The organism is Pseudomonas sp. TE3895 (genome assembly GCF_056278855.1).
This window is the reverse complement of the sequence record NZ_JBWBQE010000001.1, coordinates 5421522-5438449: the sequence shown is the minus strand read 5'-3', so window position 1 is coordinate 5438449 and position 16928 is coordinate 5421522. Positions and strand designations below refer to the sequence as shown.

General features: G+C 61.9%; 16 protein-coding genes and 1 pseudogene. 14 read left to right on the top strand and 3 right to left on the bottom strand.

The genetic code is table 11. From position 1 onward, the window contains the following. Positions 1 to 270 precede the first annotated feature (270 nt). Positions 271 to 3453 (bottom strand): ribonuclease E, encoded by a 3183-nt coding sequence (rne, locus tag ACZ889_RS24640; protein ID WP_476257901.1) that lies wholly within the window; start codon positions 3451 to 3453, stop codon positions 271 to 273. Positions 3454 to 4250: 797 nt separating this feature from the next. On the opposite strand from rne, the gene rluC reads away from it, so the two are divergent. From rluC to ACZ889_RS24625, 3 genes are read left to right on the top strand one after another with little or no spacing between them, the layout of a single operon-like run. Continuing rightward, the gene (gene rluC, locus ACZ889_RS24635; protein ID WP_003247149.1) at positions 4251 to 5207 is read left to right on the top strand and encodes a 23S rRNA pseudouridine(955/2504/2580) synthase RluC; all 957 of its coding nucleotides are present in this window, start codon (positions 4251 to 4253) and stop codon (positions 5205 to 5207) included. A 3-nt stretch (positions 5208 to 5210) separates the two neighbouring features. Further along, on the top strand, positions 5211 to 5885 hold the full coding sequence (locus ACZ889_RS24630; protein ID WP_014859693.1) for an HAD family hydrolase: 675 nt from the start codon (positions 5211 to 5213) through the stop codon (positions 5883 to 5885). Between the two features lie 6 nt (positions 5886 to 5891). Beyond that, positions 5892 to 6881: a S49 family peptidase gene (locus tag ACZ889_RS24625; protein WP_180689467.1), complete on the top strand. Its 990-nt coding sequence runs from the start codon at positions 5892 to 5894 to the stop codon at positions 6879 to 6881. A gap of 321 nt (positions 6882 to 7202) precedes the next feature. Here the strand turns inward: ACZ889_RS24625 and ACZ889_RS24620 are convergent, their stop codons facing one another. Further along, positions 7203 to 7781 carry a Maf family protein gene (locus ACZ889_RS24620; RefSeq protein WP_014859694.1) on the bottom strand — a complete coding sequence of 193 codons (579 nt, stop codon included), beginning with the start codon at positions 7779 to 7781 and terminating at the stop codon, positions 7203 to 7205. A 96-nt stretch (positions 7782 to 7877) separates the two neighbouring features. Here ACZ889_RS24620 and ACZ889_RS24615 point away from each other — a divergent pair, with 96 nt between their 5' ends. From ACZ889_RS24615 to ACZ889_RS24565, 11 genes and pseudogenes are all read left to right on the top strand, one after another. Next, entirely contained in the window at positions 7878 to 8405 is a 528-nt protein-coding gene (locus tag ACZ889_RS24615; RefSeq protein ID WP_003247153.1) for a YceD family protein, read from the top strand. Positions 8406 to 8418: 13 nt separating this feature from the next. After that, positions 8419 to 8601, top strand: coding sequence for a 50S ribosomal protein L32 (rpmF, locus tag ACZ889_RS24610; RefSeq protein ID WP_003247154.1), 183 nt, complete (start codon positions 8419 to 8421; stop codon positions 8599 to 8601). Between the two features lie 3 nt (positions 8602 to 8604). Next, the gene (gene plsX / locus ACZ889_RS24605) at positions 8605 to 9615 is read left to right on the top strand and encodes a phosphate acyltransferase PlsX (protein WP_021784981.1); all 1011 of its coding nucleotides are present in this window, start codon (positions 8605 to 8607) and stop codon (positions 9613 to 9615) included. A 127-nt stretch (positions 9616 to 9742) separates the two neighbouring features. After that, positions 9743 to 10681, top strand: coding sequence for an ACP S-malonyltransferase (gene fabD, locus ACZ889_RS24600; protein WP_012053294.1), 939 nt, complete (start codon positions 9743 to 9745; stop codon positions 10679 to 10681). A gap of 15 nt (positions 10682 to 10696) precedes the next feature. Beyond that, a complete protein-coding gene (fabG, locus tag ACZ889_RS24595; protein WP_003247160.1) occupies positions 10697 to 11437 on the top strand; it encodes a 3-oxoacyl-ACP reductase FabG in 741 nt (246 codons plus the stop codon). 203 nt (positions 11438 to 11640) lie between these two features. Beyond that, positions 11641 to 11877 carry an acyl carrier protein gene (gene acpP, locus ACZ889_RS24590; protein ID WP_012053292.1) on the top strand — a complete coding sequence of 79 codons (237 nt, stop codon included), beginning with the start codon at positions 11641 to 11643 and terminating at the stop codon, positions 11875 to 11877. A 188-nt stretch (positions 11878 to 12065) separates the two neighbouring features. Then, on the top strand, positions 12066 to 13310 hold the full coding sequence (fabF, locus tag ACZ889_RS24585) for a beta-ketoacyl-ACP synthase II (RefSeq protein ID WP_003247162.1): 1245 nt from the start codon (positions 12066 to 12068) through the stop codon (positions 13308 to 13310). Further along, a complete protein-coding gene (gene pabC / locus ACZ889_RS24580) occupies positions 13310 to 14125 on the top strand; it encodes an aminodeoxychorismate lyase (RefSeq protein ID WP_108190437.1) in 816 nt (271 codons plus the stop codon). Before fabF ends, pabC begins: the two co-directional genes overlap by 1 nt. Positions 14126 to 14129: 4 nt before the next feature. Then, positions 14130 to 15365: an endolytic transglycosylase MltG gene (mltG, locus tag ACZ889_RS24575; protein ID WP_104962282.1), complete on the top strand. Its 1236-nt coding sequence runs from the start codon at positions 14130 to 14132 to the stop codon at positions 15363 to 15365. Between the two features lie 9 nt (positions 15366 to 15374). Next, positions 15375 to 15701 (top strand): annotated as a pseudogene (gene tmk / locus ACZ889_RS24570) (dTMP kinase); the annotation flags it as partial. Positions 15702 to 16262: 561 nt separating this feature from the next. Beyond that, positions 16263 to 16694, top strand: a complete 432-nt coding sequence (locus ACZ889_RS24565; protein WP_338443900.1) for a hypothetical protein — start codon at positions 16263 to 16265, stop codon at positions 16692 to 16694. A gap of 7 nt (positions 16695 to 16701) precedes the next feature. On the opposite strand, the gene ACZ889_RS24560 is transcribed toward ACZ889_RS24565, so the two are convergent. Further along, the gene (locus ACZ889_RS24560; protein WP_476257900.1) at positions 16702 to 16860 is read right to left on the bottom strand and encodes a hypothetical protein; all 159 of its coding nucleotides are present in this window, start codon (positions 16858 to 16860) and stop codon (positions 16702 to 16704) included. Between the last annotated feature and the right edge of the window lie 68 nt (positions 16861 to 16928).

The following is a 16928-nucleotide window of genomic DNA, read 5'->3' as shown; positions in this document are numbered from 1 at the left end:
GGTGATTGGGCGCAGGCCGTCGTGTAGGAGCGGGTTTACCCGCGAAAGGGCCGGGCCTAGTGGCCAATTTCCACCTGCTGTTCACCGTTGCCGCCGCCACCGTATTCGCGGGTAAACCCGCTCCTACACGCTGATCGGTGGTGGACACACATCGGGGGTTGGACACAGGCCATTGTAGGAGCGGGTTTACCCGCGAAGAGGCCCGTCAGGCAAACCAAAAAAAGCCCCGCCAGTTTGCACTGGCGGGGCTTTTTCATTCAGCTTTGGCTATCAGCCGTGATGAGGTTTGTGCTCATCGGCGGCTTCCAGGGCTGGTTCCTGGGAAGCTGCAGCAGCTTCCTGTGCGGCTTTGGCAGCAGCCTCGGCCTCACGTTTGCGGCGACGCACTTCACGTGGGTCGTTCGGTGCGCGGCCGTTGGCCAGCATGACAGTGGCAGGTTCGACCACTGCAGGTGCAGGCTCGGCCACCACTTCTGGCTGGGCTTCGACAACCGGGGCAGGCTGTGCGGCAACCGGAGCGACTTCGACCACGGCCGGGGCCTGTTCGATCTCACCGGCTTCTACCGCTGGGGCTTCTGCTGGGGTTTCAGTGACCACGGTTTCTGCAACCACGGCCGGCTCAACAGCAGGTGCATCTTCAGCGACAGGCTGCGGGGCCACTTCGACCACAGGCTCGGCAGTTGCCTCGGCTGCGGCCACTGGCTCGGTGACCGGCTGCTCGACCGCTGGGGCCTCGGGCGCATCTTCAGCTTTGGTGGCCGCTTCGACCTGCTCGACCGGTTGGGCGGCTTCGCTGTTGTCGGTTTCTGCAACGGCGGCGACTTCGGCGGTAGCACGCTCGGCCTGCTGGTTGGCCTGGGCTTCTGCGTCGGAGCTGATGTTGCTGCTGGCGACAGCAGCCGTCACGGCAAGGCCGGCAGCCAGTTCGGCACCCAGCTCGGTGGCCTGGTGCTGTTGTGGCTGCTCTTCGCTGCCTTCTTCTTCGCTGCCGTCGATCAGCTCGCCATTGGCATTGCGCTGACGCTCACGACGGTTGCTGCGACGACGCTGGCCACGGGAGCGGCGGCGCGGGCGCTCGCCATCGGTGCCTTCCTGCTCGTCTTGCAGCAGCTCTTCGCTTGGCAGTTGCTCTTCGGCCAGTTCGGCAGCCTGCTCGGTTGCTTCTTCGGCAGCGCGTGGTTGGCGCTCTTCGCGTGGTGGGCGCGGGGCGCGTTCTTCGCGTGGAGCACGCTCTTCGCGCGGTGCGCGTTCTTCACGTGGAGCACGTTCTTCGCGAGGGGCACGCTCTTCGCGCGGTGCGCGTTCTTCGCGTGGAGCACGCTCTTCACGCGGTGCGCGCTCTTCACGTGGAGCTCGCTCTTCGCGGGTTACACGTTCTTCACGCGGCTGGCGCTCTTCGCGTTCGGCTGGTGGGGTAGCGTCCAGCGGCTCGCGCAGTTCGCGAACGCGCTCTTCGCCGCGGTTGCTACGGCGGTCTTCGCGTGGCTGGCGCGGAGTACGTTCTTCACGCGGTGCACGCTCTTCGCGTGGGGCGCGTTCCTCGCGCGGCGCACGCTCTTCACGCGGTGCGCGCTCGGCACGCTCTTCACGCGGCTTGCGTTCTTCGTCGCGGCGGCCGTTGCGGTTGCGGCTTTGCTGGCGGCCGTTGCGGCGTTCTTCGTTGCGCGGGCTGCGCTCGGCAGCCGGTTTTTCGGCGGCGGGCACCACTGGTGCGGCGGCAGGCTCGTCCTTGCCGGCGAACAGGCTCACCAGCGACTTCACCAGGCCTTTGAACAGGCTTGGCTCCGGAACGCTCGGGGCAGGGGCGACCGGCGCGGCAGCCTGGGGCTCTTCAGCGGCGGCCGGTACCGGTGCGTTGGCGCGGGCCGGGGCCGTCTTCACTGCGGCTTCCTGGCGTACCAGGGTGCGGGTGGCGGTCGGTTGCGGCGCTTCTTCGGCTTCGGCGGCGGCGATTTCGTAGCTGGACTGGTTGTTCAGCACTTCGGGGTTGTCGTCGCGCAGGCGCTGGACTTCGAAGTGCGGGGTTTCCAGGTGGTCGTTCGGCAGGATGATGATGCGCGCACGGGTACGCAGCTCGATCTTGGTGATCGAGTTACGCTTTTCGTTCAGCAGGAACGCGGCTACCGGGATCGGCACTTGAGCACGTACTTCGGCGGTGCGGTCCTTCAGGGCTTCTTCTTCGATCAGGCGCAGGATGGCCAGCGACAGCGATTCGACGTCACGGATGATGCCGGTGCCGGAGCAGCGTGGGCAGACGATGCCGCTGCTTTCGCCCAGCGATGGGCGCAGGCGCTGACGGGACATTTCCAGCAGGCCGAAGCGCGAGATGCGGCCTACCTGCACGCGGGCGCGGTCGGCTTCCAGGCATTCACGAACGCGCTCTTCAACGGCGCGCTGGTTCTTCGCCGGGGTCATGTCGATGAAGTCGATGACGATCAGGCCGCCGATGTCACGCAGGCGCAGCTGGCGGGCGATTTCCTCGGCCGCTTCCAGGTTGGTCTGCAGGGCGGTTTCTTCGATGTCGCTGCCTTTGGTGGCGCGCGCCGAGTTGATGTCGATGGACACCAGGGCTTCGGTCGGGTCGATCACGATCGAGCCACCGGACGGCAGGTCGACCACGCGCTGGAAGGCGGTCTCGATCTGGCTTTCGATCTGGAAGCGGTTGAACAGCGGCACGCTGTCTTCGTACAGCTTGACCTTGCTGGCGTACTGCGGCATCACCTGGCGGATGAAGGTCAGCGCTTCTTCCTGGGCGTCGATGCTGTCGATCAGCACTTCGCCGATGTCCTGGCGCAGGTAGTCGCGGATGGCGCGGATGATGACGTTGCTTTCCTGGTAGATCAGGAATGGCGCGGCGCGGTCCAGGGACGCTTCCTTGATGGCGGTCCACAGCTGCAGCAGGTAATCCAGGTCCCACTGCATTTCTTCGCTGCTGCGGCCAAGGCCGGCAGTGCGCACGATCAGGCCCATGTCACCCGGTACGGTCAGGCCGTTCAGGGCTTCGCGCAGTTCGTTGCGCTCTTCGCCTTCGATGCGGCGCGAGATGCCACCGGCACGCGGGTTGTTGGGCATCAGCACCAGGTAGCGGCCGGCCAGGCTGATGAAGGTGGTGAGGGCGGCGCCTTTGTTGCCGCGCTCTTCCTTCTCGACCTGAACGATGACTTCCTGGCCTTCGCTGAGCACTTCCTTGATGTTGACCCGGCCTTCTGGGGCCTTCTTGAAGTACTCGCGGGAGATTTCTTTCAGCGGCAGGAAGCCGTGACGTTCGGAACCGAAGTCGACGAAGGCGGCTTCGAGGCTGGGTTCGATGCGGGTGATCTTGCCTTTGTAGATGTTGGCCTTTTTCTGCTCGCGCGCGCCGGACTCGATGTCCAGGTCGTAGAGACGTTGGCCGTCCACCAGGGCTACACGCAACTCTTCGGGTTGAGTCGCGTTAATCAGCATTCTTTTCATGTTGTACCGTCGGTTTCCGGGCTGCCGGAAACGGCGTTCGGCACACACGACGTCTCATGGTCGGTGCCAAGGTGCGCAAAGGGTGGCCGGGCCACCCCCGTGTCGAGCGACGTTCGGCACCAGCCGGTTGCCCAGCCTGCCGTTGTCGCGACGACGCGTCCTGTTTGCTGCGGTGCCAACAAGGCCCCGGTGGCTTCGAATAGGTATCCGAATCAACCAAGCGGGCCTTGTGCACTCAGTCAGGAGGAGGAATCAACCGTCAGCCGTGGACGCCCGGAGGGCATCTGTTCAGGACCTTATCCGCTCACCAGCCGTCAGTGGGCTGGTGGCCGGACGCGGTGCTACACGGTCCGAGGGCTGTGCATCTCCACCCTGCACGTATCCCTGATAATTCGGGTGCTGCCGCGCGCTGAATCCGCAACGGGTTGCATTTTTCGCCAGCGCTGGTTCTGCGCTGGCGCCATTCATGTCCAAGGCAGGTATTTCCGAAGCATTCGCCGGGCGATGCGTGGAAGCGACTCGCGGGCAGAGGTGCAGCGAAAAGAATCGGGTAAGCAGGTGAAACACCGCACTTGTCGTTTTTTTTCGGTCTTCTCTACACGGCGCTGGTGGCGATTCCAGGCATTTCGGTAAACTGGCGAAAACCCCGTAGGACGGCCTCGCGTCCTGGAGAATTGCGAAGGTCAAGGACCGGCAAAGAGCCTGGTGCCGCTGGCCTGCCGCTTTTGGCGGCGTTCGCGACTATAGCAGCAATGATTAAGTGCTTCAATTCCATAAAAAATTGTTATGATCTCGCAATGACGACCAATACCCCTCCGACTTCCGGCGTTCAGCTGATCGAAGTCGCGCCGGAGCTTGCCGGCCAACGCATCGATAATTTCCTCATCACGGCCCTCAAGGGCGTGCCCAAGACACTGGTCTACCGCATCCTGCGCAAGGGTGAGGTGAGGGTCAACAAGGGCCGCGTCAAGCCGGAGTACAAGATCCAGGCCGGCGACATCGTGCGGGTTCCGCCCGTCCGCTTGCCGGAACGAGACGAGCCGGCGCCGGTGGCCCAAGGCCTGCTGCAGCGTCTGGAAGCCGCCATTGTCTACGAGGACAAAGCGCTTATCGTGATGAACAAGCCGGCCGGCATCGCCGTGCACGGCGGCAGTGGCCTGAGCTTCGGGGTGATCGAGGCGCTGCGCCAGTTGCGCCCGGACGCCAAGGAGCTGGAGCTGGTGCACCGCCTGGATCGCGACACGTCTGGCCTGTTGATGATCGCCAAGAAGCGCAGCATGCTGCGCCACCTGCATGCCGCCCTGCGCGGCGATGGTGTCGACAAGCGCTACATGGCGCTGGTGCGCGGCCACTGGCCAACCTCGAAAAAGCAGGTCAACGCGCCGTTGCTCAAGAGCAACCTGCGTTCCGGCGAGCGCATGGTCGAAGTGAACGATGAAGGCAAGGAGGCGCTGACCCTGTTTCGCGTCCTGCGCCGTTTTGGTGACTTTGCCACCATTGTCGAGGCGCGCCCGATCACCGGTCGTACCCATCAGATCCGCGTGCACACCCTGCATGCCGGGCACATGATCGCTGGCGACAGCAAATACGGCGACGAAGACTTCAGTCGGGAAATTCGCGAGCTGGGTGGCAAGCGCCTGTTCCTGCATGCCTACGCGTTGACTGTACCGCTGCCCGACGGTGGCGAGTTGAAGCTCGAGGCGCCTGTGGATGAGGTCTGGGCGAAAACCGTTGAACGTCTGAGTGCGTCCTGACCCATGAAAAAAGGCTATGAGCTACTGATCTTCGACTGGGATGGCACCCTGGCCGACTCCATTGGGCGTATCGTCGAGGCCATGAACGTCGCCGCAGAGCGTGCCGGCGAGGCACAGAGCAGCGACGATGCGGTCAAGGGCATCATCGGCCTGGCCTTGGACGAGGCGATCCACACCTTGTACCCGCACCTGGTGCCTGCAGAGGTTGCCAGCTTCCGCCAGCACTATGCCGATGTCTACGTTGCGCTGGATCAGCAACCTTCGCCGCTGTTCGATGGCGTGGTCGAGTCGCTGGATGCCTTTCGCGCCGAGGGTTACCGCCTGGCGGTGGCCACCGGCAAGGCCCGTCGCGGGCTGGATCGGGTGCTCAGGGCCAATGGCTGGGAGCGGTTCTTCGACATCACCCGCGCCGCTGACGAGACCCGTGGCAAGCCACACCCGCTGATGCTTGAGGAAATCCTCGGGCATTGTGGCGTCGAACCGTCGCGTGCGCTGATGGTCGGAGATTCGGCATTCGACCTGCAGATGGCCAGCAATGCCGGCATGCATTCGGTGGCGGTTGGCTATGGTGCCATGTCGCTGCAGGCGTTGGCCGAGTTTGGTCCGCAGGTATGCATCGATCGCTTTTCCCAGTTGCGCGAGTGGCTGGGTGGTTCCGCAATTCCACTTCCAAGGTAGGTAAGCATGGCAGACGAATGGAAAGCCCCTGAGGCCGAGCCTGGGGAGCGCGAAGAGCGCAACAGCTGGAAGCTACTGGAAAAGACCTTGCTGGCCAGCGTGCAGGAGCAGCGACGGTCGCGGCGCTGGGGGATCTTCTTCAAGCTGCTGACCTTCGTCTACCTGTTCGGCATTCTGGCGTTGTTCTCGCCGCTGATGGACATGGACAAGGCCGCTTCGCGCAGTGCCAGCCATACCGCGCTGGTCGAAGTGCGCGGGGTGATTGCCGATCAGGAGGCTGCCAGCGCCGATAACATCGTCAAGAGCCTGCGCGAAGCGTTCAAGGACGACAAGACCAAGGCTGTGGTGATGCGCATCAACAGCCCGGGTGGCAGTCCGGTGCAAGCGGGTTATGTGTATGACGAAATCCGCCGCCTTCGTGCCGAATATCCCGCCATCAAGCTGTATGCGGTGATCGCTGATCTTGGTGCTTCCGGTGCCTATTACATCGCCAGTGCGGCGGACGAGATCTATGCCGACAAGGCCAGCCTGGTGGGTTCCATTGGTGTGACGGCGGCGGGTTATGGCTTTGTTGGCACCATGGAGAAGCTAGGGGTCGAGCGGCGTGCCTATACATCGGGTGAGCACAAGGCGTTCCTTGATCCGTTTTCGCCGGAAAAACCAGAAGAGACCCGGTTCTGGCAGGGTGTGCTGGATACCACGCACCAGCAGTTCATCGCCATGGTCAAGCAGGGGCGGGGCGAGCGTCTGAAGGACAAGGAGCACCCGGAGTTGTTCAGTGGCCTTATCTGGTCGGGTGAGCAGGCCAAGGCGCTGGGGCTGGTGGATGGCTTGGGCAGTGCCAGCTATGTGGCGCGTGAGGTCGTGGGCGAGAAGGAGTTGGTTGACTTCACCGTTCAGGAGTCGCCTTTCGATCGCTTCTCCAAACGCGTGGGTGCCAGCGTGGCTGAGCACCTGGCGATGTGGATGGGGTTCCAGGGGCCGCAGTTGCGTTGAGTTCGTCGCAGTTTTTGTAGTGCCTGGCAGATCGAGCGCCGCCCGCGCGGCGCATTGCGCGCAGGTTCGCTCATCGATCGGGGTGCCCAGCGGTGCGTTGTAGGGGCGGGTTTACCCGCGAATAGGCCGGACCTGCCGGCCAATATCCCTGGCCATTCACCGTCGCAGCACCATCGCATTCGCGGGCATGAGGTGGTGTCACTACGCCCGTTGTAGGAGCGGGTTTACCCGCGAATAGGCCGGATCCGCCGTCCAATATCCCCGATCGTTCACCCTCCCGGGCGGCGCTCGATCTGTCGGGCGCCAAAATCTCCAGCCAGGTTACGGAACCATCACCCCTTCCTTGGTCAGCATATCCACCAGCCGAATCAGCGGCAGCCCGATCAGGCTGGTTGCATCGCACCCATGGGTGCTCTGGAACAGGCTCACCCCCAACCCCTCCGCCTTGAAGCTCCCCGCGCAATCCAGCGGCTGTTCCGTCGCGACATAGCGCTCCACGCGCTCGCGGCTCAATTCGCGCATCGTGACGGTAAACGGCACGCAATCCACCTGGCATTGCCCGGTGGCGCTGTTCAGCAGTGCCAGCCCGGTCAGAAAGCTCACCTGCTGCCCGCTACACTCCAGCAGTTGCTCGCAAGCCCGCTCGAAGGTGTGCGGCTTACCCAGCACCTGTTCGCCCAGCACGGCTACCTGGTCCGACCCGATAATCAGGTGCCCGGGATGGCTGCCCGCCAAGGCCTCGGCCTTTTGCCTGGCAAGGCGGCGTACCAGTTCAACGGCTGGCTCGTCTTCCCGGCGCTGCTCGTCTATATCGGGGCTTGCCCAGGTGAAGGGCAGGTGCAGGCGTGCGAGCAGTTCGCGGCGATAGGCAGAGCTGGAAGCCAGTAACAAAGGAAGCATGGTAGACTCCGGGTTCGGTTGAACCAATTCTATCACGCACGATGCCGCCTAATTTCCTTTGACAGGGGCGGGGGGCATCCCTAGAATGCTGCGCCTATGTTGAATGACCCGATTCCACCTCACGTTGACCCGCGCAAATTAGCCGATCGTGGCGTAACCCTTAACGGTTCGCTGCAACTCGCTGATTTGGAAAGACTCTGCGACCCGCTTTCCGACAATGTCGGTACGGTGCAGGCGAAGTTCGATTTTGAACGAGATGAACAGCACGTGGTGGTTATCCACAGCGAGCTGGACGTCGAAGTCAAGATGGTTTGCCAGCGTTGTCTTGAGCTGGTCACCCTACCGGTCCACAGCGAATGTACATACGCCGTGGTGAAGGAGGGTGCGAATACCCAGTCGTTGCCGAAAGGCTATGACGTGCTGGAACTGGGCGAAGATCCTTTGGATCTGCAGGCATTGGTCGAGGAGGAGCTTTTGCTCGCCTTGCCAATCGTGCCTGCTCATCATCCGGAAGAATGCCAGCAGCCGGCGGGCGCAGACGAGCCCGAATCGAGCAAGGACGAGGTATCGCGGTCCAACCCGTTCAGTGTTTTGGCGCAGTTAAAGCGTGACCCAAACGTTTAGGAGTTAATCAATTATGGCTGTTCAGCAGAACAAAAAATCCCGCTCTGCCCGTGACATGCGCCGTTCGCACGACGCTCTGTCGGAAAACGCGCTGTCGGTAGAGAAAACCACCGGTGAAGTTCACCTGCGTCACCACGTTTCGCCAGAAGGCGTATACCGCGGTCGTAAAGTGGTCGACAAGGGCGCTGACGAGTAATCCTTGTCCGCTCAGGTCATCGCGATCGACGCAATGGGCGGGGACTTCGGTCCCCGCAGCATTGTCCAGGCTAGCATTGCCTGCCTTTCGGCTACTCCCTCGCTTCACCTGACCCTCGTCGGTCAACCCTCCCTCCTTGAAGATCTCGTCAGTGGCCTGCCAGCTGCGGATCGCGCGCGCCTGCAGATTGTGGCCGCCAGTGAGGTAGTCGGCATGGACGAGCGGCCATCCCAGGCGTTGCGCGGCAAGCCGGATTCGTCGATGCGCATCGCCCTCGAACTGGTGCGCGACGGAAAAGCCCAGGCCTGTGTCAGTGCCGGCAATACCGGGGCGCTGATGGCGTTGTCGCGCTTCGTGCTCAAGACACTGCCGGGTATCGACCGGCCGGCCATGGTGGCGGCGATCCCGACCCAGACGGGTTACTGCCAACTGCTCGATCTGGGCGCGAATGTCGACTGCAGTGCCGAAAACCTCTACCAGTTCGCGGTAATGGGCTCGGTGGCCGCTCAGGCCCTGGGTGTGCATCGGCCACGCGTGGCGCTGTTGAATATCGGTACCGAGGACATCAAGGGTAACCAGCAGGTCAAGCTGGCTGCCACGCTGTTGCAGAACGCCCGCGGCCTCAACTATGTCGGTTTCGTCGAAGGGGATGGCCTGTATCGGGGTGAGGCAGACGTGGTGGTGTGCGACGGTTTTGTCGGCAACATACTGCTCAAGTCCAGCGAGGGCTTGGCGACGATGATCGGTGCGCGCATCGAAAAACTGTTCAAGGGCGGTGCTTTTGCCCGCGTTGCCGGGGCCGTTGCCATGCCGCTGCTCAAGCGTCTGCAGGCCGACCTGGCGCCGGCGCGGCACAATGGGGCGAGCTTCCTGGGGCTGCAGGGTATCGTCATCAAGAGTCATGGCTCGGCGGGCGTGCAGGGGTTTCAGAGTGCCATCCAGCGGGCGCTGATCGAAATTCAGGAAAACCTGCCGCAGCGGCTGCACGGCCGCCTTGAAGATCTGTTGCCTTAGGCATTTCGCCGATGAAGTGCTTAAATGTGACCGCTTGGTCTATGTTTCCATCCAAGTTTTCAGATTCCGCGCCTGGCCTCGGGCCTGGCGCACACTATCCGACGACAAGATCATAAGGGCTTGTTCAATGTCTGCATCCCTCGCATTCGTCTTTCCCGGTCAAGGTTCCCAGTCGCTGGGCATGCTCGCCGAGCTCGGCGCCGAGAAGCCAGTGATCATCGAAACCTTCAAGGAAGCGTCCGAAGCGCTCGGCTATGACCTGTGGAAGCTGGTCCAGGACGGCCCGGAAGAGCAACTTAACCAGACCGACAAGACCCAGCCGGCGATCCTTACTGCGTCCATCGCACTGTGGCGCCTGTGGCTGGAAGAGGGCGGTGCCAAGCCTGCCTTCGTTTCCGGTCACAGCCTGGGCGAATACAGCGCCCTGGTCGCCGCCGGCAGCATCAGCCTGAAAGATGCCGTTCGCCTGGTCGAGCGCCGCGGTCAGCTGATGCAGGAAGCCGTACCGGCCGGTCACGGCGCCATGGCTGCCATTCTCGGCCTGGACGATGCTGTGGTCGTGGAGATCTGCGCCGAAGCCGCTGAGGATGAAGTGGTCAGTGCCGTGAACTTCAACTCGCCTGGTCAGGTGGTCATCGCCGGTAACAAGGCAGCGGTAGATCGCGCCATGGAACTGTGCAAGGCCAAAGGTGCCAAGCGCGCCCTGCCACTGGCGGTGAGCGTCCCGTCGCACTGCGCCCTGATGAAGCCCGCCGCCGAGCGCTTTGCCGATTCGGTCAATGCCATCGAATGGAAGGCCCCGCAGATTCCGGTGGTACAGAACGTCACTGCCGCCGTCGCCGCCGACCTCGATGCCCTCAAGCACGACCTGCTGGCACAGCTGTACCAGCCGGTACGCTGGGTCGAGTGCGTGCAGACCCTGGCCGCCAACGGTGCGGTCAACCTGGTCGAGTGTGGCCCGGGCAAGGTCCTGGCTGGCCTTAACAAGCGTTGCGCCGACGGCGTGACCACCTACAACCTCAACACCCCTGACGCCGTTGCTGCCACCCGCGCGGCACTGGCCTGATTTGGAGAAGCTTGCATGAGCCTGCAAGGTAAAGTTGCACTGGTTACCGGCGCCAGCCGTGGCATTGGCCAGGCCATCGCCCTCGAGCTGGGCCGCCAGGGCGCGACCGTGATCGGTACCGCCACGTCGGCGTCCGGCGCCGAGCGCATCGCTGCCACCCTGAAAGAACACGGCATCACCGGCACCGGCATGGAGCTGAACGTGACCAGCGCCGAATCGGTTGAAGCCGTGCTGGCCGCCATTGGCGAGCAGTTCGGTGCGCCGGCCATTCTGGTCAACAACGCCGGTATCACCCGCGACAACTTGATGCTGCGCATGAAAGACGACGAGTGGTTCGATGTCATCGACACCAACCTGAACAGCCTCTACCGTCTGTCCAAGGGCGTGCTGCGTGGCATGACCAAGGCACGTTGGGGTCGTATCATCAGCATCGGCTCGGTCGTCGGTGCCATGGGTAACGCAGGTCAGGCCAACTACGCGGCTGCCAAGGCCGGTCTGGAAGGCTTCAGTCGCGCCCTGGCGCGTGAAGTGGGTTCGCGTGGCATCACCGTCAACTCGGTGACCCCGGGCTTCATCGATACCGACATGACCCGCGAGCTGCCGGAGGCTCAGCGCGAAGCCCTGCAGACCCAGATTCCGCTGGGCCGCCTGGGCCAGGCTGACGAAATTGCCAAGGTGGTTTCGTTCCTGGCGTCCGACGGCGCCGCCTACGTGACCGGCGCTACCGTGCCGGTCAACGGCGGGATGTACATGTAATACTGCAACTCAATGTGACGGGTTTCGTAAAAAAAGAGTCATACTGCGAGCCTAAAATCCGTTATAAAGCTGCAACCAGATTCCAGGCAGCGGGTGTGGTGACTAGCCTGAAGGTGCGTTTCGCTTGAAAAGCGAACGTCTTTCTATAAAATTAGCCACCGGCCAGCTGCCTGACATATATCCATTAGGAGTGAAAACTAGGTATGAGCACCATCGAAGAACGCGTCAAGAAAATCGTCGCCGAGCAACTGGGCGTCAAGGAAGAAGAAGTGACTATTGAGAAGTCCTTCGTCGATGACCTGGGTGCCGATTCGCTTGACACCGTTGAACTGGTGATGGCTCTGGAAGAGGAATTCGAGACCGAAATCCCTGACGAAGAAGCCGAGAAGATCACTACCGTTCAAGCTGCCATCGACTACGTCAAAGCCCACCAGGCCTAAGACGCTACAGTCGACGTTTCTTGTCGGGGAAAACCGCACTGCCTTCGCCGGCGTGCGGTTTTTTCTTTGCGAGCGCCTCGCATTTTTTCAGGCGGCTTCGTTCACCGCGCACCAAGAGCCTGTTGCCATTTCATTCCAGCACTTGAATGCAATGGCAAGAGACTCTGTTATTAGAAAAGGAGAGTACTGTGTCGCGTAGACGCGTCGTGGTCACCGGTATGGGTATGCTGTCGCCACTGGGTACCGATGTACCGAGCACCTGGCAGGGCATTCTGGCTGGCCGCAGTGGCATTGGTCCGATCGAACACACGGACCTGTCTGCCTACTCCACCCGTTTTGGCGGCTCGGTGAAAGGCTTCGAGGTTGAGCAGTACCTGTCGGCCAAAGAGGCCCGCAAGCTCGACCTGTTCATCCAGTACGGCCTGGCGGCTGGTTTCCAGGCCGTGCGTAATGCCGGCCTGGAGGTCACCGATGCCAACCGCGAGCGTATTGGCGTGGCCATGGGCTCGGGTATCGGTGGCCTGACCAACATCGAAGAAACCAGCCGCACCCTGCACGATTCAGGGCCGCGCCGCATTTCGCCGTTCTTCGTGCCGGGCTCGATCATCAACATGATCTCCGGTTTCCTGTCGATCCACCTGGGCCTGCAAGGGCCGAACTATGCCATCGCCACCGCGTGCACCACCGGCACCCATTGCATCGGCATGGCCGCGCGCAATATCGCATACGGTGAAGCTGATGTGATGATCGCCGGTGGCGCCGAAATGGCTGCTTGTGGTCTGGGCATGGGTGGTTTTGGCGCTTCGCGCGCGCTGTCTACCCGCAACGATGAACCAAGCCGGGCCAGCCGCCCGTGGGACAAGGGGCGTGACGGCTTTGTGTTGTCCGACGGTGCTGGAGCCCTGGTGCTCGAGGAGCTGGAGCACGCCAAGGCCCGCGGGGCGACTATCTATGCCGAACTGGTTGGCTTTGGCATGAGCGGCGACGCCTATCACATGACTTCGCCGCCCGACTCTGGCGAAGGCGCTGCCCGCTGCATGGCCAACGCCTTGCGCGATGCCGGTATCCAGCCGGAAGACGTCAGCTACATCAACGCCCATGGCACTTCTACCCCAGCCGGCGATGTGGCCGAAGTGGCGGCGATCAAGCGCGTGTTCGGCGAGCATGCCTACAAGCTGGCGGTCAGCTCGACCAAGTCGATGACGGGCCACTTGCTGGGCGCCGCGGGCGCGGTGGAAGCGATCTTCAGCGTGCTGGCAATCAATAGCCAGATGGCCCCACCGACCATCAACCTGGACGAGCCGGACGAAGGGTGTGACCTCGACTTCGTTCCCCACCAGGCGCGCAGCATGCCGATCGACGTGGTGCTGTCCAACTCGTTCGGCTTTGGCGGCACCAACGGCTCGCTGGTATTCCGCCGGTTTGCCGACTGATGCACAGCTGGATCGACGGCCAGCCGGCGACTGCACTCAACCTGCAGAATCGCGGCCTGGCTTACGGCGATGGCCTGTTCGAAACCATCGCCGTGCGAGGTGCCCGGCCCAGCTTGCTGGACGGCCACCTCGCACGCCTGGCACTGGGCTGCCAGCGCCTGGCGATCAACGCCGATCTGGCGCTGGTACGCGACGAGCTGCTGCGCTACGCCAGCCAACTGGGTGAGGGTGTCGTCAAACTCATCCTTACCCGTGGCGATAGCCAGCGTGGCTATGCGCCAGCTGTCGATGCAGCGCCGCGGCGTATCCTGCAAGGCAGCCCATTACCCCGTTATCCTGTCGAGCATGCCGAGCATGGCGTGCGTTTGTTCCCTTGCCAGACCCGGCTTGGGGAACAACCACTGCTGGCCGGCCTCAAACACCTTAACCGCCTGGAGCAGGTGCTGGCCCGTGCCGAATGGCAGGACAGCGACCATGCCGAAGGCCTGATGCGTGACGCGCAGGGCAGGGTGATCGAAGGCGTATACAGCAATCTGTTTCTGGTGCGCGATGGCGTGCTGCTTACCGCCGACCTTAGCCGTTGTGGCGTGGCGGGCGTGATGCGTGCCGCACTGCTGGAACAGGCCCCGCTGCTGGGTATTGGGGTACAGGTCTGCGACCTGTCGTTCGAGGCGCTGGAGCAAGCGGATGAAGTATTTGTTTGCAATAGCGTTTACGGCATTTGGCCCGTGTGTGGCGTAGCCGCGCTAAACTGGTCGCCGGGCCCGCTCACTCGTAAACTGCAGGCCGTTGCCCGTACGTTACTGGAAACCTGAATTCGTGAGACGTAAATTCCTGCTGTTGCTGGAAATGGGCTTGATCCTTGCCGGCCTGGCGTTTGGCTGGTCGGCCTGGAAGGTCAACTCGGTCCTGGAGCAGCCCTTGCACGTCACGCAGGAACGCCTGCTGGATGTGCCCAATGGCACTAACCCCAACCGCATGTTCTACAGCATGCAAAGGGAAGGATTGCTCGACGACGCTGTCTGGTTGCGGTTGTACTGGCGCTTCAACATGGCCGGCACCCCCCTGCACACTGGCGAGTACCGTCTTACCCCTGGCATGACCGTCGAGCAGTTGTTCGACGCCTGGCGCCGTGCCGACGTGGTGCAGTACAACCTCACCCTGGTCGAAGGCTGGACCTTCCGCCAGGTGCGTGCGGCCGTGGCCAAGCATGAAAAGATCAAGCATACCCTGGACGGCTTGTCGGATGCCGAGGTCATGGACAAGCTCGGCCATACCGGTGTGTTCCCCGAAGGCCGCTTCTTCCCCGACACCTACCGCTTCGTGCGGGGTATGAGCGATGTCGAGTTGCTGCAGCAGGCCTACATGCGTCTGGACGAAGTGCTGGCCAAAGAGTGGGCCGAGCGTTCCACCGACCTGCCGTATCGTGACCCGTACCAGGCGCTGATCATGGCCTCCCTGGTCGAAAAGGAAACCGGTATTCCGCAGGAGCGCGGGCAGATCGCCGGCGTGTTCGTGCGGCGCATGCGCCTGGGCATGATGCTGCAGACCGACCCGACGGTTATCTATGGCATGGGTGAGCGCTACAACGGCAAGATCACCCGCGCCGACCTGCGCGAGCCAACGCCCTACAACACCTACACCATGACCGGCCTGCCGCCGACCCCGATCGCCATGGTCGGCCGCGAGGCGATTCACGCGGCGCTGAACCCATCCAATGGCACGAGCCTTTACTTCGTCGCCCGCGGCGATGGCAGCCATGTGTTTTCCGACGACCTCGACGACCACAATTCGGCAGTGCGCGAGTTCCAGCTCAAGCGCCGGTCGGACTACCGCTCCAGCCCCGCGCCGCAGCAAGAGGCCAAGCCAGGTGCCGATGATGCCGAACAGGCATCGGGCGCCGACGATGCGCAGCGCCCTGAGCCCCCAGCAGCGGACCCGTCAGCAGCGGACGAGCCAACTGCTCAGCCAGCCCCCGATGAAGCGCCCGCGCAGGATGCCCCTGCCGGCGGTGCGCAAGCGGCCGAGCGGCCGACGCCTGACGAACAACATTAAGGACTGCCTGTGAGCGGCTTGTTTATTACTTTGGAAGGCCCCGAAGGCGCGGGCAAGAGCACCAATCGCGACTACCTGGCCGCGCGCTTGCGCGAGCACGGCCTGGACGTGGTACTGACCCGTGAGCCAGGCGGTACGCCGCTGGCGGAAAAGGTGCGTGAACTGTTGCTGACGCCCAGCGACGAAGGCATGGCGGCCGACACCGAGCTGTTGCTGGTGTTCGCCGCTCGCGCCCAGCACCTGGCGCAGGTCATCCGCCCGGCGCTGGCCCGCGGGGCTGTGGTGCTGTGTGACCGTTTCACGGACGCCTTAGTTTCGGTTGGTAGTCAAGGTAAACACTAAAAATGCTCACCCCACCCACCTGCCAAAACCGTTCTTGCTGCCTAGAACCCAAGTAAATAAAGGGATCTGGAAAGAAGTGTCTTGTTCCGTGTCTCTAGTTTAACACCTGAAAAATCCAAAAAGTAAACCCCCTGGCGAAAAAAAAGCGCTTGAAGGGCAAACGTAAACCCTAAAAGCCCGTTTCACCCTCAAAACCCTTCTCTGCAGCTCATCCTCAAATACCGCGAATTCGCCTAAGCCCAGTAAACACGGGCCTTCTGTGGGTTTACGTTGTCCTAATCAGACCCTTCCCGAGCGCCTTCACAAAACGCCACCTCCTTGGCAAAAACCGCACCCCACACGACCAAACAGAACACCAAAACCGGATTCAAACAGATCATCCAATGGAGCAGCTTCACAGCAGCTTGAACGAGCTTGGTTGGACGCCGGCTGCTCTGATGATCGAATGAGAGCCCTGGGAGGCTACCGAAAGCCCAGAACCATCCTGAGGGGTATCTATCGCGCCCTGGAGGGGAGGTGAGGCCATCCGGTGAACTTCTCGCCTTGGTGAGGTAGATGATGTACTTCCAGCGCCGCCTGCTGCGCACGTACAGTGACACCGCCTGGTCGACGCTCGCTGACGGTTCATACACCGCACAGGTGGATGACTTCAGATTGACGTTGACGCCGAAATCTCGTGGACGCTGGGTAGTGGTCGTCAAGCATGCGGATGAATACAGCCCGCCTTTCCCGCGTTGGCAAGCCTCGGTTGAGGCGGCCAAGTGGATGGCCTATCTCACACTTGATGATGCTCAAGATTGGGTGCATGAATACGCACGCACCGCTGAAAACTCACCCTTGAATGCAAAAGAAACACCAGGAAAAGCAGGGAAAGCCTATGGAAAAGCACACCTTCATCGACCGGTATTTTCACAGTCAACGCGAATTGATGGATATCCGTTATTCCGAAGAGCGCGACATAAACACGCTATTTACTTATCTCAATAACCTGCATTCAACAGCGGATAAACTGCATGAGTTGTTTGGCTGTAATATCAAGAATATCCCTGAATTCAAGCTCCTCAGAATCATCAGAAACTATTTTCACCACGTTGGCGATGTCGATGAGATCCGGCTGCACGTCAAGGTTCAAGAAAATGTATTTGTTAGCCATAGTCAACATCTTTTGATACCGCTGGAAGTGTTCGCGAAGAGTGTTAAGTCCTTTGTGGATAATAACGT

Excerpts from the sequence above, each read along its gene's own strand:
- rne (WP_476257901.1), bottom strand. The coding sequence starts at position 3,453 with ATGAAAAGAATGCTGATTAACGCGACTCAACCCGAAGAGTTGCGTGTA.
- rluC (WP_003247149.1), top strand. The coding sequence starts at position 4,251 with ATGACGACCAATACCCCTCCGACTTCCGGCGTTCAGCTGATCGAAGTC.
- ACZ889_RS24630 (WP_014859693.1), top strand. The coding sequence starts at position 5,211 with ATGAAAAAAGGCTATGAGCTACTGATCTTCGACTGGGATGGCACCCTG.
- ACZ889_RS24625 (WP_180689467.1), top strand. The coding sequence starts at position 5,892 with ATGGCAGACGAATGGAAAGCCCCTGAGGCCGAGCCTGGGGAGCGCGAA.
- ACZ889_RS24620 (WP_014859694.1), bottom strand. The coding sequence starts at position 7,781 with ATGCTTCCTTTGTTACTGGCTTCCAGCTCTGCCTATCGCCGCGAACTG.
- ACZ889_RS24615 (WP_003247153.1), top strand. The coding sequence starts at position 7,878 with ATGTTGAATGACCCGATTCCACCTCACGTTGACCCGCGCAAATTAGCC.
- rpmF (WP_003247154.1), top strand. The coding sequence starts at position 8,419 with ATGGCTGTTCAGCAGAACAAAAAATCCCGCTCTGCCCGTGACATGCGC.
- fabD (WP_012053294.1), top strand. The coding sequence starts at position 9,743 with ATGTCTGCATCCCTCGCATTCGTCTTTCCCGGTCAAGGTTCCCAGTCG.
- fabG (WP_003247160.1), top strand. The coding sequence starts at position 10,697 with ATGAGCCTGCAAGGTAAAGTTGCACTGGTTACCGGCGCCAGCCGTGGC.
- acpP (WP_012053292.1), top strand. The coding sequence starts at position 11,641 with ATGAGCACCATCGAAGAACGCGTCAAGAAAATCGTCGCCGAGCAACTG.
- pabC (WP_108190437.1), top strand. The coding sequence starts at position 13,310 with ATGCACAGCTGGATCGACGGCCAGCCGGCGACTGCACTCAACCTGCAG.
- ACZ889_RS24565 (WP_338443900.1), top strand. The coding sequence starts at position 16,263 with ATGATGTACTTCCAGCGCCGCCTGCTGCGCACGTACAGTGACACCGCC.
- ACZ889_RS24560 (WP_476257900.1), bottom strand. The coding sequence starts at position 16,860 with ATGGCTAACAAATACATTTTCTTGAACCTTGACGTGCAGCCGGATCTC.